The organism is Rhodococcus sp. YL-1, from assembly GCF_001942025.1.
Lineage (GTDB): Bacteria > Actinomycetota > Actinomycetes > Mycobacteriales > Mycobacteriaceae > Rhodococcus_F > Rhodococcus_F qingshengii.
The window spans coordinates 4,732,886-4,752,515 of the sequence record NZ_CP017299.1 but is presented as its reverse complement, the minus strand read 5'-3'; the positions used below and the strand labels follow the sequence as shown (position 1 = coordinate 4,752,515).

General features: G+C 62.9%; 16 protein-coding genes, 1 tRNA gene and 1 pseudogene. 6 read left to right on the top strand and 12 right to left on the bottom strand.

Annotated elements, in window-relative coordinates:
- Positions 1–43: 43 nt before the first annotated feature.
- Positions 44–2,380 (bottom strand): arylsulfatase, encoded by a 2,337-nt coding sequence (locus BH682_RS21910; RefSeq protein WP_075834090.1) that lies wholly within the window; start codon positions 2,378–2,380, stop codon positions 44–46.
- Positions 2,381–2,585: 205 nt separating this feature from the next.
- Between BH682_RS21910 and BH682_RS21905 the strand changes: the two genes are divergently transcribed.
- Positions 2,586–3,254 (top strand): TetR family transcriptional regulator, encoded by a 669-nt coding sequence (locus tag BH682_RS21905; protein ID WP_075834088.1) that lies wholly within the window; start codon positions 2,586–2,588, stop codon positions 3,252–3,254.
- A gap of 30 nt (positions 3,255–3,284) precedes the next feature.
- Positions 3,285–4,202: a TauD/TfdA dioxygenase family protein gene (locus BH682_RS21900; protein WP_075834086.1), complete on the top strand. Its 918-nt coding sequence runs from the start codon at positions 3,285–3,287 to the stop codon at positions 4,200–4,202.
- Between the two features lies 1 nt (position 4,203).
- On the opposite strand, the gene BH682_RS21895 is transcribed toward BH682_RS21900, so the two are convergent.
- Complete coding sequence (locus tag BH682_RS21895) at positions 4,204–5,166, bottom strand: formylglycine-generating enzyme family protein (protein WP_037125552.1); 963 nt, start codon at positions 5,164–5,166, stop codon at positions 4,204–4,206.
- Positions 5,167–5,215: 49 nt separating this feature from the next.
- Positions 5,216–5,291, bottom strand: a tRNA-Arg gene (locus BH682_RS21890).
- Between the two features lie 242 nt (positions 5,292–5,533).
- Here BH682_RS21890 and BH682_RS21885 point away from each other — a divergent pair.
- A pseudogene (locus BH682_RS21885) lies at positions 5,534–6,842 on the top strand (LLM class flavin-dependent oxidoreductase).
- Between the two features lie 9 nt (positions 6,843–6,851).
- Here BH682_RS21885 and BH682_RS21880 read toward each other — a convergent pair.
- From BH682_RS21880 to BH682_RS21860, 5 genes are all read right to left on the bottom strand, one after another.
- Entirely contained in the window at positions 6,852–7,850 is a 999-nt protein-coding gene (locus BH682_RS21880) for a winged helix-turn-helix transcriptional regulator (protein WP_003940366.1), read from the bottom strand.
- 81 nt (positions 7,851–7,931) lie between these two features.
- Positions 7,932–8,798: an acyl-CoA thioesterase gene (locus tag BH682_RS21875; RefSeq protein WP_075834084.1), complete on the bottom strand. Its 867-nt coding sequence runs from the start codon at positions 8,796–8,798 to the stop codon at positions 7,932–7,934.
- A complete protein-coding gene (locus tag BH682_RS21870) occupies positions 8,795–9,619 on the bottom strand; it encodes a DUF1295 domain-containing protein (RefSeq protein ID WP_075834082.1) in 825 nt (274 codons plus the stop codon). Before BH682_RS21870 ends, BH682_RS21875 begins: the two co-directional genes overlap by 4 nt.
- Positions 9,616–10,539 carry an SDR family NAD(P)-dependent oxidoreductase gene (locus BH682_RS21865; RefSeq protein ID WP_075834080.1) on the bottom strand — a complete coding sequence of 308 codons (924 nt, stop codon included), beginning with the start codon at positions 10,537–10,539 and terminating at the stop codon, positions 9,616–9,618. The genes BH682_RS21870 and BH682_RS21865 overlap by 4 nt, the downstream gene beginning before the upstream one ends.
- Positions 10,536–11,747, bottom strand: coding sequence for an acetyl-CoA C-acyltransferase (locus BH682_RS21860; protein ID WP_075834078.1), 1,212 nt, complete (start codon positions 11,745–11,747; stop codon positions 10,536–10,538). Before BH682_RS21860 ends, BH682_RS21865 begins: the two co-directional genes overlap by 4 nt.
- A 123-nt stretch (positions 11,748–11,870) precedes the next feature.
- Here BH682_RS21860 and BH682_RS21855 point away from each other — a divergent pair, with 123 nt between their 5' ends.
- The 3 genes from BH682_RS21855 to BH682_RS21845 are packed head-to-tail and all read left to right on the top strand — an operon-like array spanning position 11,871 to position 15,392.
- Entirely contained in the window at positions 11,871–13,103 is a 1,233-nt protein-coding gene (locus tag BH682_RS21855) for an acetyl-CoA acetyltransferase (protein ID WP_030534916.1), read from the top strand.
- A 43-nt stretch (positions 13,104–13,146) separates the two neighbouring features.
- Positions 13,147–14,664, top strand: a complete 1,518-nt coding sequence (locus BH682_RS21850; RefSeq protein WP_075834076.1) for a carotenoid oxygenase family protein — start codon at positions 13,147–13,149, stop codon at positions 14,662–14,664.
- Positions 14,661–15,392 (top strand): hypothetical protein, encoded by a 732-nt coding sequence (locus BH682_RS21845; protein ID WP_037128481.1) that lies wholly within the window; start codon positions 14,661–14,663, stop codon positions 15,390–15,392. The genes BH682_RS21850 and BH682_RS21845 overlap by 4 nt, the downstream gene beginning before the upstream one ends.
- Positions 15,393–15,466: 74 nt before the next feature.
- Here the strand turns inward: BH682_RS21845 and BH682_RS21840 are convergent, their stop codons facing one another.
- The 4 genes from BH682_RS21840 to BH682_RS21825 are packed head-to-tail and all read right to left on the bottom strand — an operon-like array spanning position 15,467 to position 19,528.
- Positions 15,467–17,125, bottom strand: coding sequence for a long-chain-fatty-acid--CoA ligase (locus tag BH682_RS21840; protein ID WP_083954708.1), 1,659 nt, complete (start codon positions 17,123–17,125; stop codon positions 15,467–15,469).
- Entirely contained in the window at positions 17,122–18,177 is a 1,056-nt protein-coding gene (locus tag BH682_RS21835) for an NAD(P)H-dependent amine dehydrogenase family protein (RefSeq protein WP_050654671.1), read from the bottom strand. Before BH682_RS21835 ends, BH682_RS21840 begins: the two co-directional genes overlap by 4 nt.
- Positions 18,174–18,944: an SDR family oxidoreductase gene (locus tag BH682_RS21830; RefSeq protein ID WP_021345218.1), complete on the bottom strand. Its 771-nt coding sequence runs from the start codon at positions 18,942–18,944 to the stop codon at positions 18,174–18,176. Before BH682_RS21830 ends, BH682_RS21835 begins: the two co-directional genes overlap by 4 nt.
- Positions 18,941–19,528: a nuclear transport factor 2 family protein gene (locus BH682_RS21825; RefSeq protein WP_042921371.1), complete on the bottom strand. Its 588-nt coding sequence runs from the start codon at positions 19,526–19,528 to the stop codon at positions 18,941–18,943. Before BH682_RS21825 ends, BH682_RS21830 begins: the two co-directional genes overlap by 4 nt.
- Positions 19,529–19,630: the final 102 nt, after the last annotated feature.

The window sequence follows — 19,630 nt, the reverse complement described above, 5'->3', positions numbered from 1 at the left end:
ATGGCCTGCGCGGCTGCATAATCGGCGAGCGCCGCCTGGTCGATCAGTGCACGGCGAGTGAGATTTTCTCCCGTTCCTCTGCGGACACCACGTCTCGGGTGGATCGTAAGTCGACGGTCACGCTGTGGAGTTTGCCGCCGTAACGGAACGTGCCCTTGTCCGCGAACTCTTCCGCGACCGGGCTTCCCCGGTTGATGCCGACGTCGAGCTGTTCGTTCATGCTGAAGATCGCCCGAGTGGTCTTCTCGATCCGGCCTTCGGAGACCACCTCGTCGTCGACGCTCAGGGTTGCGGTTCCACCCTTGCCGATTCCGCCGCCGTCGTACTCGAAGTGGACGGACACCTCGCGTGCATTGGGTGCCAGCGGGTTGCGCCCACGCACGAAGGTCCGACCACCGCCGCTGAAGTTGTAGCAGTAGACGGGGACGGAATCGAGTATGTACAAAGCGAATCCGCCGAACCGGCCACCGAGGCTGACCAGCATGCCGTCGGCGACGCTACCCAGACTTGCGGTCAGCGTGTACGAGCGGTTGAAGAACGTCGGCGCGGCTTTCTCGACCAGACCGTTCATGTGTGGGTACAGCGTGAGGGTCTTGCGGCCCATCATCGGATGCGGGGGTCGTGATTCCGCGGTGGCGTGGCGACCGACCGTTCTGTCGTCCAGCGGCAGCACCTGATATTTGGCCGCCTCGACGAGGAACTTTTCCTTGAGCCGGGCGAGGATCTCGGGATGCTCGTCCGCGAGATCGCGGGCCTGCGACCAGTCGACCGAGGTGTCGTACAGCTCCCAACGGTCCTCGCTCATCGGTGTGAGCTCGAGGCCGTGAGTGGCCATCAGCCAGGGTGCGCGGTGGGCCGTGACTGCGGTCCAACCGTGATCGTAGATTCCGCGGTTGCCGAAGATCTCGAAATACTGTGTGGTGTGGCGCTCTTCGGCGTCGGGCTCGGCGAAGGTGTAGTTCATCGCCACGCCTTCCATCGGTTTCTGGGTGACCCCGTCGACGCTGGTCGGTGCCGGAATGCCGGCAGCTTCCAGGATTGTCGGCGTGATGTCGACGCAGTGATGCCACTGCTCCCTGATTCCTGGCTTGTCGATCCCCTTGGGCCAGTGGGCGATCAGACCGTTTCGGGTACCGCCGTAGTGGGACGCAACCTGCTTGGCCCACTGGTAAGGGGTGTCGAGAGCCAGAGCCCACGACGCCGGATAGTGCGGGTAGCTGGTTTCGGTCCCCAATTCGTCGTAGCGCGCCAGTACGTCGGATGTCGCACTCTTGTAACCGTTGAGGCCGGCGAGGTAGTTGAACGAACCCTCCATTCCGCCTTCCGCGGAAGCGCCGTTGTCACCCATCATGTAGAGCACCAGAGTGTTGTCGAGTACACCCATGTCCTGCAACCGGTCGACGAGCCTGCCTACCTCGTCGTCGGTGTGCTCGAGAAACGCCGCGTACAATTCCATCAAACGGGCCGAGACCCTCTTCTGGTCGTCGTCGAGTTCGTCCCAGTGTGGGAGCCCTGGAGCCCACGGGGCCAATTCGGTATCAGGAGCGACGACGCCCAGTTCCTTCTGCTTTTGGAGGGTGATCTCGCGTTGGCGATCCCACCCGTGATCGAATTCGCCGACGTACTTGTTCAGGTATCGGTCCGGAACCTGGAGTGGAGCGTGGCACGCGCCGAAGGGGAGATAGCAGAACCACGGCTTGTCGGGGTCCATCGTGTTGACGCCCTCGATCCATTCGATCGCGTGGTCGACGAGATCCTCTGACAGGTGGTAACCCTCCTGTGGTGTCTTGGGTAAGTCGACCATCGTGAAGTCCTCGTAGAGAACCGGGGTGAACTGGTCGGACTCGGCACCGAGGAAACCGTAGAACTTGTCGAAACCCTCACGGACCGGCCACCGATCGAACGGCCCGGCAGCGGTGGTCTCCCACGTCGGGGTCTGGTGCATCTTGCCGAAAGCACCTGTCGCATAGCCGTTTCCCTGTAGGACGCGTGCGACCGTGGCGGCAGAGGCGGGGCGGGTCCCGTTGTATCCCGGTGCCGCGTTGGCCATTTCGGAGATGACACCCATACCGACACTGTGGTGGTTGCGCCCGGTCAGTGTGGCGGCACGCGTCGGCGAGCACAGAGCCGTGGTGTGGAATCGGCTGTATTTCACGCCGGTTTCGGCCAAACGCTCGGCGGTGGGGGTGCGGCACGGGCCACCGAACGCGGAGGGTGCGCCGAATCCGACGTCGTCGATCATGATCAGCAGCACGTTCGGGGCCCCGGCCGGCGGGCGAAGCGGTTCCGGGCGGGTGTACGGGGGATTCTGATCGGGGTAGTACACGGCGGCCGCGACGTTCGGCGTCTCGGGAATGATCGGAATGGAATGGCGATTCACCAGCAGGCTCCTTGGCGTGTGCAAAACCGGGCGGATTAAGCAGTCGTCTTAATCTGGAGCGTATCGATCGGAATTCAGTTGGCGGCGTATGTCTCGTTGACTGGGACAACTACCCCCGTGAGTGGTTAAGGAGTCCCTGCACTCCCTAACCGCGCACAGGGGATGGGGCTTGCGGAATTAAGACAGTGACTTATATGGTCGGTGTATGCCTGCCTCGTTGGATGCCAAGAACGCCATGATCGCCGTCGCCGAGCGGATGTTCGCCGAGCAAGGTATTCACGAAGTGTCCATGCGGGACGTGGCGACTGCGGCCGGGCAGCGCAACAACTCTGCAGTTCAGTATCACTTCGGTGGGCGAGACGGTCTGGTGCTGGCCGTATTCCGGCATCGGATGGATCAGATCAACGCAGCGCGACTGACGTATCTCGACGACATCGACGCCAGTGGGCGGACCGACTTGGTCCGTGCTTTGGTCGAAGCCTTTCTGTACCCGCTGGCCGATTTCATGGCGACGGTCGACGGGTCCAACTATGCGCGGTTCATCGCGAGAATTTCACCGTCAGTGGATACACAGAGTGCTGAGTTTCGCGAGGTCAGTGAAGGAATCAACGAGGTAGTCGGCAGGTTGACGCGGGCGTTGCCGCATCTGCCCCGCCGCGTCGCGGTGGAACGGATCGATCTGACGTTCAACATGAGCGTCTCTGCTCTGGCCATCTTCGAGCAGCGCCGCGAAGACGAAAACCCGGTTGTGCAGGCAGATTTCGATACGACGGTGGATCATCTGGTCGATCTCGCGGTGGGAGCACTGACCGCGCCCCAAAGCACACGCAAACGCACACGAGCAGAGCGGGTGCACGCGTCGACTGACGTGTGACCCCACGACACGACAGGACGGAGTCATTCGATGGCTACCCTTACATCCTCACGAACAGTTCAAATCGGCAATCACACAATCGAATTCGGACCACGCGGAATGAGGCGAAACCCGGAAGGCGTTGAATCGAGGCCGTACGAGCGGTTCACTCTGACACCCGTCACACCGTTCATCGGTGCCGAGATCAGCGATATCGACTTGCGTGACCCGTCGGAGGAGCAGATCGAGGACGTGCGTCGGGCCCTCCTCGAATGGAAGGTCGTGTTCTTCCGTGACCAGCCGATTTCGAGCGTGAATCATCGTGACTTCGCTGCCCATTGGGGCGAACTCGAGGTCCATCCACTTCTCCCACAGGGAGAGGTTCCGGCAGTCGTCAGATTCGAACGCGGAGAGGACAGTCCAGGAACCGAGAACATCTGGCACGTCGACGTCACCTGGACGAAGACGCCGCCGCTCGGTTCAGTACTTCGGGCGATCGACGTACCGCCTGCCGGTGGTGACACGCTCTGGGCTGATATGGGTAACGCCTTCGACTGCCTCCCCGACGAGATCAAGGAATTGATCGACGGCAAGGACGCCATCCACGATTTCGTGCCGTCCTTCGGACGCGGCATGAGCCCGGAGAAGTTGGAACAGATGAAGGAGCAGTACCCGCCGGTCCTGCACCCGATGGTGCGTAAGCATCCGGAGACCGGGCGTAAGACTCTGTTCGTCAACAGCCTTTTCACCACCCACATTCCGGACATGGATCCTGTCGAAGGCAACGATCTGCTCAACCTGCTGTTCGCGCAGGTCAAGGTCCCGGACTTCCAGTGCCGCTTCAAGTGGGCGCCGAATTCCATTGCCTTCTGGGACAACCGGGCTACCCAGCATTACGCAGCGAGTGATTACTTCCCTCATCGCCGCGTCATGGAGCGGGTGGCCATCCTGGGGGACGTGCCCTTCTGATCTACTCCTGCGGAATGCGGATGATGCACCGGAAGCCGACGTGGCAGGTTGAGGACTCCTCGGATTCGCCCTGCCGCGCGGCGGGGCGGTAGCGCAAGCAGTAGTTCGGTGCACACAGATGTGAGCCGCCTTTGATCACCCGTCGTGCGTAGGGTTCGCCCACCAACGCCTCCGTGGCGAACTCCGCTCGGGGATTACGAGGAATGCAGCACGACGAGGCCGGCGCGACGTTCTTGGAACTGTGGGCGTGGTCCGATGTGTAGTGATCGGCCGTCCATTCCCACACGTTCCCGGCCATGTCGAACAGTCCGTAGCCGTTGGGCCGGAACTTTCCGACCGGAGCGGTGCGCTCGTAACCGTCCTCGAGCAGATTCTCCCAGGGGAACTGGCCCTGCCACACGTTGCCACCGGGCCGCCCGCCCGGAGAGTCGTGATCGCCCCACACGTACGCCTGGCGATCGAGTCCACCGCGGGCGGCAAACTCCCACTCGGCCTCGGTCGGGAGTTCCTTGCCGGCCCACGCGGCGTAGGCCTGGGCGTCGAAGTACGACACGTGGGTGACGGGGTGCCGTTCACGTCCCCCGATGTTGCTGTCGGCGCCCTCGGGATGGCGCCAATCGGCGCCGGGAGTGAACGACCACCACTGGGTGTAGTCGTCAAGTGAAACCGGGCCGGGTGGCGAATTGAAGACCAACGATCCCGGGACGAGGAGGGCTGGATCGGCGTCGGGATAGTCGGCGGCGTCCGGGGCGATTTCAGCAGTGGTGACGTGGCCGGTTGCCTTCACGAAGCGTCGGAACTCGGCGACCGTCACCGCCGTCGTGTCCATCCAGAATCCGTCGACTGTGACCTGGTGAACTGGGCGTTCTTCCGGATAGAAGTCTTCGGAGCCCATCCAGTACGTCCCACCCGGGATCAAAGACATGTTCTTCGGGGGAGTAGCCGTGGAGTGAGGCGTCGTCATGCATTCAAGAATGGCACGTTGGTCGCGCCGATGTGGGGAGAGTCCCACCTGGTGCCCTCGGCAGGATTCGAACCTGCGACCCTTCCTTTAGGAGAGGAATGCTCTATCCCCTGAGCTACGAGGGCGGGGAGCGTACCGACAAGCGCTGAAAACCCTGTGCTGCCGGGGTTTTCGCTTCTCGATACTGCTGTTGCGTCCGCTCGACCTGTCGGCACGAAGCCTCGGGCGTCACAGCTGCGCTAGTCAGTGTAGCGGCCCGCCGACGAGGTCGCGAAGTCGACGGTATCGCCGGGTGCAAGCAGGAGCCGTACCGATCGCACTGATCGCAATGGTGTTCACCGCGGAGCAGGCACGGCATCGTGCGGGAATGACCCGCAGAATCCGCTTCAACGCCTTTGCCATGAACTGCGTCGCCCACCAATCGCCAGGTCTGTGGCGCCACCCGGAGGATCAGTCGTCCAGGTACACGGATCTGAGGTACTGGACGGAATTGGCGAAGCTCCTCGAGCGCGGACGATTCGACGGGCTGTTCCTGGCCGACGTGTTGGGAACGTACGACGTGTACGGCGGCAATCACGACGCAGCGCTGCGGCAGGGCGCGCAGGTACCGGTCTCGGACCCGCTACTGCTGGCGTCGGCGATGGCTGCCGTGACCGAGCACTTGGGCTTCGGGATCACCGCGGGTACAGCTTTCGAGCATCCCTACCCGTTCGCTCGGCGATTGAGCACCCTCGACCACCTGACGAACGGGCGAATCGGGTGGAACGTGGTCACCGGATACCTCCCCTCGGCCGCACGGAACATGGGCGAGGACGACCAACTCCAGCACGACGATCGCTACGACCACGCGGACGAGTACCTCGAAGTTCTCTACAAGTTGTGGGAAACGTCGTGGGAAGACGACGCGGTGGTGCGTGACAGAACCACCGGGGTCTACACAGACCCCGCCAAGGTTCATCCGATCGAGCACGAAGGCAAGCACTTCACCGTTCCGGGCATCCACATCTCCGAACCTTCTCCGCAGCGGACGCCGGTCATCTTCCAGGCCGGCGCGTCGCCTCGCGGGGTTCGGTTCGCCGCCGAGAATGCTGACGAAGGTCGGGCGCGATCCGTACTCGGCCCGCATCTACACACTGTTGACGATCATCACCGACCGAACCCCCGAGTTGGCCCAGGCGAAGCTCGAGGACTACCGCAGTTACGCGAGTAGTGAAGGCGCGCTCGTTTTCACCTCGGGGTGGATGGGAATCGACCTCTCCGGATACCGAGCGGACGAGCCGATCGGGAACGTCGAGAGCAATGCCATTCAATCCGCGGTCGCATCGTTTCGTCAGGCCGACGAGAAAGGCGGCGAATGGACGGTGGGGGACATCGCGGAGTGGGCGGGCATCGGCGGGCTCGGCCCGATCGTTGTCGGTTCCGGCGCGGAGGTCGCCGACGAGTTGCAGGAGTGGGTGTCCGAGACCGACGTCGACGGTTTCAATCTCGCGTACGCGGTGACTCCTGGAACCTTCGAAGACATTGTGGAGCATGTGATTCCGGAGCTGACCAAACGAGGTGCCTACCAGGGCGACTACGACGAGGGAACGCTGCGCAACAAACTGTTCGGGCGAGGGGACAGGCTGCCGCTCGAACACCGAGGCCGGAGCTTCGACCGGATCCGCACTGCCGGCTGAGCGGGGACCTCAGGACCAGCCGGACCCGGGTACGTGAACCGAGGTGGTGAGGTCGACGGCCTCGATGTCCGAAGACCTCAACTCTTCACCACACACACTGCAACCCAAGCGTGCTTCGAACCGTTTACCGCAGGCCTTGTGATGGAGAACGATGTCCGGGCCGTCCGCGGATCTGAACCAACGCTGACCCCAGGAGATCATGCACATCACCACGGGGAAATACGCCGTGCCCTTGGCGGTGAGTCGATACTCCGACCACTGTGGGCGATCCGGAAGCGGACGCGTTTCCATCACACCGATCTCGGTGAGGTGCTTCAAGCGATCCGCGACTATCGCCGGTGGTGCACCGGTGATCTCGGCGAACTCTCCGTAGCGGCGAGCGCCTCGGAAAGCTGCACCGATGATCGCCGCTGACCAGCGATTGCCGACAAGTTCCATCGTGTGAGCCAGAATCTCCGGACGGCGTTCGGACTTGGTGGAGCGTCGCCGCGATGTTGCTTCCGGGACACTGCGTGAGAAGTCCCCACTCGGACCCATTTGGGAGTCCAGGGATCGTACGTCCACGTCCTCGCCGCACTCCTTGCAGCGCAGGATCGGGGTGAAGTCGTTTCCGCAGGTGCTGTGCCGCAGTGGTGGAAGCGGCTGGGTTTCGTTGGGCGCCCACTGCTTCTCCCACGACCACATGGTGATGAGGACGGGCCAGATCGACTGCCCTTTGCGGGTGACCGAGTATTCGTGCCTGGGCGGGTTCTGCTGATACTCACGACGCTCGAGCATTCCGCCGGCCGTCAGGACCGCCAACCGTGAGGACAATACGGAGTTGGAGATTCCCCCGAGGGCGAGCCAGTCGTTGTATCGCCGCGACCCCAACAGGGCGAATCGCAGAATCCAGAGGTTCCACTCGTCCCCCAACAACCCGAGCGTGACGGCCAGTGCGTTCGGACCGCCGGCAGGCAACTCGGTGACGCCCGCCGACGCGGTGGGTGTCGAAGATCCGGCTGCATTCACTCGTACCACCCCGAAATCATAGGCCGCGCACCCTGCGGCACCGCGAGACCGTACCGAATGGTCTGCAGAAAGAGTCGGGAATCACTCGGTGCGGGCAATGAGTAACGCTTCCTGAGTGATCTGGCAGATCTGGAGTCCGGATCGATCGAAGACCGCCGCATTCACTACTGCTCTGCCGGTGTGAGCTGTGGGGGTCGAGTGCTCGAAGAGCAGCCACTCGTCCGCCCGCACAGGGCGTTGAAACCACATCGTGTGATCGAGGGACACACCAGTCCAGTCCGTGTCGAGCGAGTGCTCCTGCCCGATGTCGTAGCCGTGCGGAGTCAGCGCGGTTGCCATCAGCATCAGATCACTGGCATAGGCGAGAGCAGCCACGTGAATCAGCGGATCGTCGCTCAGCCGCTGAGCCGAACGCATCCAGATGTTGCGCGGAGGCGCCGCCGAATGCGTCGTGGGGGCCTGCGAATCGATGGGGGACACACGAATCTCGATGGCGGAGAACTCCTCCCACACCTCTCCCAGCCCGCCGTCTGCCTCGGCCAACTCTTGCAACGTCACGCACTCAGTGGGCGGGAGTGCGGTAGGTACTGCGCGACTGTGAGTGATGCCCTCGTCGATCGAGGAGGCAGAGACCGTCGAACGGCAGACGAGTCGTCCGTCCTGGTGGACGTCGACGCCTCTGGTGGACAGGCGTTTTCCGTCCCGAAGGCGATCTACCGAGAACTCGGTCGCGCGATTCGTCGACCCCGGGCGAAGGAAGTGGGTGTGGACGGAACTGATCGCTTTGCCGTCGGTAACCGTGTGCCCGGCTGCGAGAATCGACTGGGCTACCAGTTGGCCGCCGAACAATTGAGGCAGCCGAACACCGTCGTTCGACCCTTGCCACCGGTCCGGGCCGGTCGATTCCAGATCGAAGACGTCGGCGAGACCACTCGTGGGGGCGCTCACGACGCGTGGTTTCGTGCCGGACGGGGTGGACGAGGTAAGAATCCGCTGGTCCGGGCGACGTAGTCGTCGTAGGCCTGCCCCTTGCTCTTGCGCATGCCGCGTTCGAGAAGGGCCTTACCGCTGTAGCTCACCAGCAGTTTGATCATGACGATCGGAGAGACGATCGTGATCAGCGCCAATGGATCACCAAGCGCGAGGATGAACAGTCCGACCCAGACGCATGCATCACCGAAGTAGTTGGGATGGCGGGTCCAGGCCCAGAGTCCACGATCCATCACCATTCCCGAATTGGCCGGATCTGCCTTGAATCGGGAAAGTTGGTAGTCACCAACCGATTCGAATACGAAGCCGACGGTCCAGACTGCGATACCGATCGCGCTGAGGACTCCGAGGGCGCGATACTCGTACATCGCGAACTGGACGGGCAGCGACACCACGAGAATGAGAACGCCCTGGAGGCCGTAGATTTTGCGAATCAGGAACGGAACCAGCGGTCCCTGTTGATGTTTGAGTAGGGCAGTGTAGCGCTTGTCCTGCCCGTGCCCACGGTTTCGGAAGCCGATGTAGAGGCCGAGTCGCATTCCCCACACCACGGTCAGAGCCAGCACGACGAGGCGACGCAGATCGTTGCCGTCCGACCCGATGGACGTCAGGTACGAGACGACGGCGACGACGGCAAAGCCAGGCCCCCAGCAGATGTCGATGATCGAGTGATTGTTCATCCGGATGGCTACGGCCATCACGACTGCGATGAAGACGAGGACGGCGAGTGCGCTCACACCGAAGTTCAGTGCAAGATCGCCCAGTGGGATGTCGGTCATGCGCGCGCTTTCTGATTGTGGTGGTCGAGCAGTTCGGAAGCGAAGTCCGCGAAGGCTTCCTGTGCGCTCGGATAGGTGTGAGGAGCGCCGAGTCGGCTGGTCACGAGTAGCGCGTCGAGCGCTTTGGTATCGAGTTCTGTGGTGGTGGGCAAGAATTCGGTCGAGCCCTCGACGGCGTCGGCCGAACGCACTCCGTTACCTGCCGTGACGATCACCTGCCCGTTGGTCGTGGACTCGGGATCGACGAGGGCGGTGACCACCGGGGCTACCAGGTCGGCACCCATGATGTCGATGAATCGTGGATCCATTCCGGACTCGGTCATCTGCGTAGTGGCATAGGGCAGTACGACATTGGTGAAGACGTTGCGACTCGCACCTTCGCCGGCTGCGGTGCGTCCCAATGCGATGACTGCTCCCTTGCTGGCGGCGTAGGCGGACACGGTGGGTTCCCCGTGCAGTCCTGCGGTCGAGGCAATCATCACGATGCGCCCGAATCCGGCTTCGCGCATCACTCGGGAGGCTTCGGCGGCGACCAGTGCGGTTCCGACGACGTTAGTCGTGATGACGGTGCTGAGGTTCTCGGCGGTAGTGCGATGAAGCATCTGCGGTCCGCTGACCGCGGCGCTGGTGATGCAGAAATCGAGTCGTCCGAACCGAGTGAGAGCGTCGTCCACCAACTTTCGGCCGACGTCGGGGTCGGTGACGTCGTCGTGGTTGGCGACGGCCTGTCCACCGGTTTCGAGGATTTCGTCGACGACCTGATCTGCAGGGCCTCGGCCGCTCGAATCGAGTGTGCGATTCCGATTGTTGACGATCACCGTGACCCCTCGGCTCGCGAGATGCAGTGCGACGGCACGGCCGAGGCCCTTACCCCCTCCCGTGACGACGGCAACGCGGCCGGAGAGTGAACTGACGGTCATGAGGCGATCCGTTCGACGAGCACCGCGACTCCGACACCGGCGGCGCCGCTGACCGCGGCCACACCGTAGCGTCCGTCGCTCCGTACCAGTTCGTCGACACATGCGCCGACGAGAATTGCTCCGGTGGCGCCGAATGCATGGCCCATCGCCATCGTGCCTCCGTTGGGGTTCATGCGGTCCGGCCCGGCGTCAAGATCGCGGCGGAACCGTAGGCAGAGTGCGGAGAACGCCTCTGCGAACTCGAACACGTCGATGTCCTGTGGACGAAGCCCGGCTCGCGCGATGACTGCCTCCACGGCGCTCTGGCCCGCAGTGAGCATGAGGACCGGATTCACCGAAGTCGAGGCGGATCCGATGATCCGTGCGCGAGGGGTCAAGCCGGCTCTCGCCGCGGCTTTCTCGGATCCGAGGAGTAGGAGCGCTGCCCCGTCGGCCATGGCGGGAGAGGATCCGACGGTGTGCAGGTGTTCGATCTTGCCGACCTCAGGGTAGGCGGCGAGCGCGAGTGCATCCTGACCGGCGGCGCCGAGCCCTTCGAAGGCCGGAGGCAGCGCGGCGAGTCCCTCTGCCGTCGTCTCTGCCCTGACCAGTTCGTCGTGCGCGATTCCGGCTTCACCATTTCTGCCGGGGACAGGCACAACGGACCGCTCGAATGCGCCGTTGCGCCAGGCCTCGGCAGCCTTGTGCTGGGTTTCGACGCCGTACGCATCCAACTCGTCGCGGGAGTACCCCTCGATCGTGGCATTCAAGTCGGCGGCAACACCCATATGGATGGAACCGATCTGCGCGATAGTTGCCGGGTCGGTCCACAGCGGTCCTCGATCACTGAACATCGGAGTCCGGGAAACACTTTCGACGCCACCGGCCACGACGAGGGACACGTCGTCGCCGCGAATGCGGGCCGCGCTCTGGCCGACTGCGTCGACGCCGGATGCGCAGAAACGATTGAGGGTCGCGCCGGGAACGGAATCGCCCCAACCGGCAAGGAGTGCGGCAGTTCTCGCGATGTTCGCGCCCTGCTCGTCCACCTGCGATGCGCAACCGAGAACGACGTCGTCGATCTGTTCTGCGGCGAGGTTCGTTCGACCCTGCAAAGCCTTGGCCAGGTGGACGACAAGATCGACTGGGCTGTGTTCGTGGAGGGCGCCTTGCGCCGATGCTCGACCGCGCGGCGTTCGCACGTAGTCGAGGACAAAAGCATCAGTCATTTTCAACCCTTCAATTAGTAGAGTTACTCTGCTAGTTGTAGTACGGTTGCGGTGAAATTACAACCGCCGTTGCGCGGGTATCTCGGTGACGTCACCGAGGCCGGATCGGCAAGGGGAGAGGTCATGACTGTTTCGAACATTTGGATTCTCGGCGGGTACCAATCCGACTTCGCACGGAACTTCACCCGTGAGGAACTCGATTTCGCGAACCTTGCCGAAGAGGTGGTGAACCACACCCTGGACGCGGCGAAGGTTCCTGCCACCGACATAGAGGTGATCCACGTCGGTAATGCCTTCGGGCAATTGTTTGCCGGCCAAGGTCAGCTGGGCGCGATGCCCGCCACCGTGCATCCAGACCTGTGGGGTGTGCCCTCGTCTCGGCACGAGGCGGCGTGCGCATCGGGCAGTATCGCTGTACTTGCAGCGATGGCAGACCTGCGCGCCGGCAACTACGACGTGGCTCTGGTGATGGGTATCGAACTGGAGAAGACGGTTCCGGGTGATGACGCGGCCGGCCATCTGGGCGCTGCAGCCTGGGTCGGACACGAAGGTCAGGAAGCAAAATTCATGTGGCCGTACATGTTCGACCGTGTGTCGAAGGAGTACGGGCGGCGTTACGGGATCGACGAATCTCACCTTCGCGCGATCTCGCAGATCAACTTCGCAAACGCGAAGAACAACCCCAACGCGCAGACACGCGGTTGGGCGGTGCCCGATCTACTCGGAAATGCGGGTGGTGACGACACCACCAATCCCGTTGTGGAAGGTGGTGTTCGACGATTCGATTGCAGTCAGGTGACCGACGGTGGCGCAGGGGTTGTGCTGGTGACGGACAAGTACCTCCGAGAGCATCCTGATGCCGCGGCGACTCCGCTGGCCCAGATCGCGGGCTGGGGTCACCGGACAGTTGGTTTAGGTCTCGAGCAGAAGCTGGCCCGCGACGCCGATAATCCCTACGTGATGCCACACGTTCGGGATGCGGTGATGGGTGCCTTCTCCCGGGCCGGAGTCGACCTGGCCGGGATAGACGGGATCGAAACACATGATTGTTTCACGGCGAGTGAGTATCTCGCGATCGACCACATCGGTCTGACCGCGCCCGGCGAGTCGTGGAAAGCCATCGAGAGTGGTGACATCGCCATGGGCGGCAAGCTACCGATCAACCCCAGCGGCGGTCTGATCGGCGGTGGTCATCCGGTGGGTGCCAGTGGTGTCCGAATGCTTCTCGACGCGGCCCATCAGGTGACGGGAACGGCCGGCGGTTTCCAAGTCGAGGGTGCGAGCCGCTTTGCGACGCTCAACTTCGGTGGAAGTACGGCCACCACCGTCAGTTTTGTCGTCGACGCAGTTTCCTGAAAGTGCAGCCCAGCCTTTCCCCATCAGTCGAAAAGAGAATTCCATGGACGTCGAAATCGTGGGCAAGTTGTTGTCCACCCTTCCCGCCGATGACGATCACCCGTATCGCACCGGCCCGTGGCAACCCCAGACCACCGAGTTCAAAGCGGACAACCTCGAAGTCGTATTCGGTGAGGTTCCGAAAGACCTCGACGGTGTCTACCTGCGTAACACCGAGAATCCGCTCCATCCCTCGATGAAGGCGTATCACCCCTTCGACGGTGACGGCATGATTCACATCGTGGGCTTTCGCGACGGAGAGTCGTTCTACCGCAACCGATTCGTACGTACCGACGGCTTGGCGGCCGAGCAGGATGCCGGCGCTGCGTTGTGGGCCGGGCTTGCCGAGTCTCCCAAACTCAGTCGCCCCGAGGGCGGCAAGGGTGCGCGCACCCGGATGAAGGACGCGTCCAGCACCGACGTCGTCGTTCACCGGGGGACTGCTCTCACCAGCTTCTACCAGTGCGGAGATCTGTATCGTCTCGATCCGATGTCGGCGGAGACACTCGGCAAGGAAAGCTGGAACGGCAAGTTCCCCTTCGAATGGGGTGTGTCCGCGCATCCGAAGGTGGACGACAAGACCGGAGAAATGCTGTTCTTCAACTACAGCAAGGAAGCGCCGTACATGCACTACGGCGTGGTGGACTCGGCCAACGAGTTGGTCCACTACGTCGACGTCCCACTTCCCGGTCCGCGCTTGCCGCACGACATGGCCTTCACGGAGAACTACGCGATCCTCAACGACTGCCCCTTGTTCTGGGATCCGGTTCTGCTGGAGAAGGGCGCGCACGTCGCGAATTTCCATCCCGAAATCCCGCTGCGTCTCGGAGTCATCCCACGCCGCGGAAATACCTCTGACATCAAGTGGTTCGAAGCCGATTCGACCTATGTCCTGCACTTCGTGAACGCCTACGAAGAGGGGGACGAGATTGTTCTGGACGGTTTCTACCAGGGTGATCCGGAGCCGTCGGACAACGGTATGGGCAATCAGTGGGAGCGCGCCTTCCGTTTCCTCGCTCTCGATCGCATGCAGACCCGGCTTCACCGCTGGCGTTTGAACCTGGTCACCGGAGCCACGCGTGAAGAGCAAGTCAGTGACTCGATCACCGAATTCGGCATGATGAACGGCAATTTCGCGGGTGAGAAGTACCGATACGCCTATGCGGCTTCTGGTAAGCCGTCGTGGTTCCTGTTCGACGGCTTGGTCAAACACGACCTGCTTACGGGGAACGAGGAACGATTCTCCTTCGGTGACGGCGTGTATGGAAGCGAGACCTCGATGGCACCACGCGTGGGTGGTACCGCCGAAGACGACGGCTATCTCATCACGTTGACCACCGACATGAACGAGGACGCGTCCTTCTGCCTGATCTTCGACGCTGCCCGCGTCGGAGACGGACCATTGTGCAAACTTCGCCTTCCCGAACGGATTTCGAGTGGCACCCACTCGACGTGGGCGCCGGGTGCCGAGCTCCGACGCTGGCAGAGTGCCGACACCGCAGCCGAAGCGGTCGGACTGTGACGGGCACGCACGACGCGGGCACGTGGGAGATCCTGCGGCAGGTGGTGATCGGTGCACGAGACCTGGACAAGACCGGTCAACAACTACGTGAAGCGTTGAATCTGGCACCAGGATTCACAGATCCACTGCTCGAAGACATCGGTTTGGCCGACGAGACCTTGGCCGTCGGGCCGCAGGCATTTCTCGAGATCGTCGCACCGCTCGACGAGACGGTCTCGCTGGCGAGATGGATCCGCAAGGGCGGAGGGGAGGGCGGCTATGCACTCTCGATCCAGGTTTCGAACATCGAGCCCTATCTGGAACGTGCAGCTGCGGCCGATGTTCGGACGGTGGCAGATCTCGAGGCCTACGGTCACCGGATCGTCCAACTTCATCCCGGTGATCTCGGACTGCTCGTAGAACTCGACGAGATTCCCGACGCCGACGAGTGGTTCTGGGATGAGACGGAGAAGGAGGTTTCCCTCGATCCCTGGGTCGACGACATCCTCGGCGTCGACGTGTCCTCGCCCGATCCGGCCAGGACGGCGACGCTGTGGGCCGAAGTGTTCGGAAAGAAACCGGTCTCGGCGCAACCACTCTCGATCAGGCTGGGATCACGCGTCGTGTCGTTCGTTCCGGGGGAGCGGTCGATGCTCACTGCAATCGATCTGGCGGCGTCGAGCGGCGCGTCTGCCGTCGAGCCCGGGCTGAGCGTCGGCGGCGTGGAATTCCGGATTCACCCACGCTGAGCGTGCTTCACATCGAACGACAGAAATCGGGGCCGATCGCTCGAAGCGACCGGCCCCGAATTCGTGTCATGGACTCAAGCGAAGTCCTGTCGCAAACGAGTCTTGAGCAGCTTCCCGCTAGCGTTGCGTGGCAGCTCCTCGATGAACCGAACCGCACTGGGGCACTTGAAGTGAGCCAGTCGCTCGCGTGACCACTCGATGATCTCCGCTTCGGTTGCATCCGAATCAGCAGCTCGAACGACCACGGCAAGGGGAGTCTCACCCCACCGATCGGAGTGAACGCCGACTACCGCGACCTCGCGGATGCCGGGGTGCCCGGAGAGAACACTCTCCACCTCGGCCGGATAGACGTTCTCACCGCCGGAGACGATCATGTCCTTGAGGCGGTCGTGGAGGTAGAGATAGCCGTCCTCGTCGAACGATCCGCCGTCTCCGGTGCGAAGCCAGTCGCCGTCCAACATGGTGGCCGCAGTTGCTGCTTCGTTACGCCAGTAACGCTTCATGACGTGAGCGCCGCCGATGACGACCTCGCCGCGGGTACCGACCGGGACGTCTTCGAGCGTCACGGGATCGACGATGCGGATGGGCACTCCGAACATCGGCTGCCCGACGGACTTCAACCGATGCGCGGTCGACTCGTCGGTCGCCCGATGATCTTCCGGGGTCAGCATGGTGACGCCGCCGGTCGACTCGGTGAGTCCGTATGCCTGCAGGAAACTACACCCGAAGACCTCGGTCGCGTCTTGCAACAGGGGCAGTGGCATCGGCGCGGCTCCGTAGACCAGGAACTGCAGGGCACTCCAATCTGCCTCGCGCACAGCCGGAAGGGAGGTCAGGACGCTGATCACCGCGGGAACGGCGACCGCATGCGTGACTTTGTACTCCTGCATCAGCGCGACGAGTTCGAGAGGTCCGGCGATGGTCTCGAGCAGTAGAGCGCCACCGCCGAGCGTCGTGACCAGGGCGAGACCCAGTCCGGCCACATGGAAGAACGGAACCGGGCACATAGCCACGGAGTCGGTGTCGAGATCGAGCAGGTGATACATGGTGGCGAGGGCGCGGCCGAGGTTGGCGCCGGTGAGTTCGATTCCCTTGGGGTGACCGGTGGTTCCCGACGAGTAGAAGATCAGCGCTGTCTCGTCGGGGCGGCGCGACGACCCCGGATCGTCGTCGCCGACACCGGAAAGCCAGTCGTTCCACGAGATCGAGTTTCCGGAACCGTCCACCGTGACGACGGTACGGACGCTACCGACCGCCGCGGCGACGTCGGAGAGGCCCTCATCGCCTGCTCCGAGTACGACGACGGTCGGCTCGCTGTTGCTCAGGATGTAGTCGACCTCGCCCGGTGCCAGCCGATTGTTGACGGCCGTCAGAATCGAGCCCATCTTCGAAGATCCGTACAGGACGGAGAGGAACGACGGTGCATTGGCCCCGATGTACGCCACCCGGTCGCCGGGTCGAACACCATCGCGCAGAAGTGCATTCGCGACACGATTTGTTTCGATGTCGAGTTCGCGGAAACTGGTACGCCCGTCATCGGAGATGACGGCGGTGCTCTCCGGACTGGCAATCGCCCGGCTGCGTAGCAAGTCTTCCAGATTCTGCACGGGGCGACCGTCGGGCAGGAGCGCGTTCACGGAAGGTTCACGGACGGCAGGTTCACGGACGGCAGGTTCACGGGTGGCAGGTTCACGGGTGGCAGTCGAACCTACGGCCGTCGGCTGAGTTGTCATGCTGAATGCTCCAATCTGAAGGGGGCAAAGACAGGGGGTTCGAAAATGCCGGCGGGAGCAGCGAGTACATGCTCGACGGCGCGTAGTGCCGGGCCTGCAGTGATGAACTGACCGGCTGTCGTGCGACTGTTCGGATCTTGTGGTTCGACCAGGTTGACGGTCATCACGATCTCGGGTTTGCCGAAGAGGTGGACTTCCCATTGGTCCCGTCCCGCGTATTCGTCGCGATCAGGTTCCATGGTCCAGATGATGGCGAGGGTGAGGAACTGCTTTCCGTCGACCATTGCGTGCCAGCGCCATTCGGTGGTTCCGACGGTTCCCGCGGCGATGCGTCCGGCGGCGACGTCGAGATCCGTACGTGCCGGAACGACCCTGTGATCGGACACGACCTCGTCGTAGGTGACGCCCAGGCGCTCGCACATGAACGCGATGGTCTCGAGGTACAGCGACGCGTACAGCGAGGGCAACGGCCCGGTTCCGTCCAGTTCCTCCGGGGGCGAACCCATTCCCATGACGGTGAACGCGAAGTCGGGGTCAGGCATGCCGCGAGCGTCGAGCACCTCGTCGATCGTAATTCGGTCGAGTTCGATCGATGTTCCCGTCAGCGCCAACGCCAATCGCTCGCCGATGACACCTGGGCTCACGCCGACCCCGAAGAGCGTCGAATCGCCTTCCTTGCATGCTTGGGCGAACATGTGCTCGCGTTCGGTGCCGTGTGCGCGGGGGAAGTGCTGCCCGGCCGTCGTGATCACGTTGATCCCGGCGCGAAGCAGACGGCACAGATCGTCGTCGTGGCGTTCGTACGGAATCTGCAACCGCGGACTGTGGATGAGAACCTGTGGGCGCGAGCGGATGATCTCGTCCACGTCGCGTGTAGCGATCACCCCCGTCGGTGCTCGTCTGGCGATGTCACCGGCGTCTCGACCCGCCTTGGCGTCGCTGTACACGTAGAGGCCGACCAACTCGAGGTCGGGACGATCGATGATTCCGCGTAGCGCCGTCTTGCCGATGGCGCCGGTCGCCCACTGGGCAACACGAATCGGATCGCTCATGATCGGGTGGTCAGTTCGCCGGCGAAGAGGAGCTTGCCCAGTCCGCGTTCGTACCGAATCGGGTCGCGGGCCAGGCGCGCACGCGCGTCGATTGCCATGAAATCGGTGTCGCACGTCCACTCGCCGCGTTGCATGGCGGCGAGTCCGGTTGCCGCGATGTCGAGAGGGTTTTCCTTGTGGCCCTGCACATGTGACGCCATGCGGGTGTCGACGCTGCCGACGATCAACGACGTGACGGTGATGCCGTGCGGTTCGAGTTCGGCGCGAGCGATGCCGCCGAGCGACAGAGCAGCCGCCTTGGCCGGTGAATAGCCACCCATGAAGGCGGTCGGAGCGATTGCGGCCACCGACAGGACGTTGACTATCGATCCTCCGCCGCGGGCGGCGAGTACCGGCGCGAAGGCGCGGATCATCGTCAGAGGCCCGAAGTAGTTGACCTCCATCTCGGCTCGCGCAGCCGCTTGGTCGTAGGCCTCGATCAACCGATTCCCGGTGAACAGTCCGGCATTGTTGACGACCACTGTGGTGTCACCGCACTCCCTGGCCGCTGCATCGACGAGTCCTGGATCGGTCACGTCGAGTTCGACGATGTGTGCTCCGGTGGATCGCAGCTCGGCGGGCGCCTCGTCGGGATTTCTCACCCCTGCATAAATTTTGGCGGCACCCATCGACTTCGCCTGTTGGACGAAGGCCAAGCCGAGCCCTCGATTGGCGCCGGTGACGAGGACAGTCGCGCCCTCTATCGGCGTTCCGCGAAACCTTGTCATGAGTGCTCCTGTGTCTGCCGGGTGTAGATGAGGTCGTCGGGAAATTTCTTGCTCTTCTTCAAGGACGTTTCAGGCGCGAGCATCCCGAAGATCCAGCCTTCGGCTGTGGCCATGTCGTGGTTCCAGTCCCACCGCAGGGCGCGGTGGCGGATTCCCCACCTGCCGTCCTCGTAGCCGAAGCGGTCGATCAGGCGCGCCGAGGTGAGTGTGTCGGCTATGCCGTCCGAGTGCTTGATTCGTGCGAAGGCAAGCACGTAGGACTCGACGTGTGCTGTGTCCCCGTCGAGTTCGATCAGGACGTTGGTCATTGCGTGGGTGGTCAGTGACCGTGGGTGAGTGATGGCCCCGGCGATGTGGTCGATGTAGTCGTCGGCGGTGCCGGTGAAGACACCCCCGTGGTCTTCGGTTGCGCCGGGTAGATAACACCGCCTGGCGTCCTCGACGTCTCCGCGATCGGCAGCTCGGAGGAAACGAGCCAGAACCTCGTAGATTTCCTGCTTGGCGACGAGAGCGTCGACCGGGCTGTAGTCCCTGACGTCTGGGCCCCCGCCGCTGTCGACTGCGTGAATGTTGTTGGACCTCACGATGATGTCCCTTCTCGGCTCCGGATCGGGGGCCGCACGTTGACGGAGTGCCTCTGTTTACTGTAGTAATCTCTATCACACTGTTAATTGAAGTGTCACGAG

What these genes read in the sequence shown, in the direction of transcription:
- BH682_RS21850 (WP_075834076.1), top strand. Translation starts at nt 13,147, where the DNA reads ATGGACGTCGAAATCGTGGGCAAGTTGTTGTCCACCCTTCCCGCCGAT.
- BH682_RS21830 (WP_021345218.1), bottom strand. Translation starts at nt 18,944, where the DNA reads ATGACAAGGTTTCGCGGAACGCCGATAGAGGGCGCGACTGTCCTCGTC.
- BH682_RS21870 (WP_075834082.1), bottom strand. Translation starts at nt 9,619, where the DNA reads ATGACCGACATCCCACTGGGCGATCTTGCACTGAACTTCGGTGTGAGC.
- BH682_RS21860 (WP_075834078.1), bottom strand. Translation starts at nt 11,747, where the DNA reads ATGACTGATGCTTTTGTCCTCGACTACGTGCGAACGCCGCGCGGTCGA.
- BH682_RS21895 (WP_037125552.1), bottom strand. Translation starts at nt 5,166, where the DNA reads ATGACGACGCCTCACTCCACGGCTACTCCCCCGAAGAACATGTCTTTG.
- BH682_RS21840 (WP_083954708.1), bottom strand. Translation starts at nt 17,125, where the DNA reads ATGACAACTCAGCCGACGGCCGTAGGTTCGACTGCCACCCGTGAACCT.
- BH682_RS21865 (WP_075834080.1), bottom strand. Translation starts at nt 10,539, where the DNA reads ATGACCGTCAGTTCACTCTCCGGCCGCGTTGCCGTCGTCACGGGAGGG.
- BH682_RS21855 (WP_030534916.1), top strand. Translation starts at nt 11,871, where the DNA reads ATGACTGTTTCGAACATTTGGATTCTCGGCGGGTACCAATCCGACTTC.
- BH682_RS21900 (WP_075834086.1), top strand. Translation starts at nt 3,285, where the DNA reads ATGGCTACCCTTACATCCTCACGAACAGTTCAAATCGGCAATCACACA.
- BH682_RS21835 (WP_050654671.1), bottom strand. Translation starts at nt 18,177, where the DNA reads ATGAGCGATCCGATTCGTGTTGCCCAGTGGGCGACCGGCGCCATCGGC.
- BH682_RS21905 (WP_075834088.1), top strand. Translation starts at nt 2,586, where the DNA reads ATGCCTGCCTCGTTGGATGCCAAGAACGCCATGATCGCCGTCGCCGAG.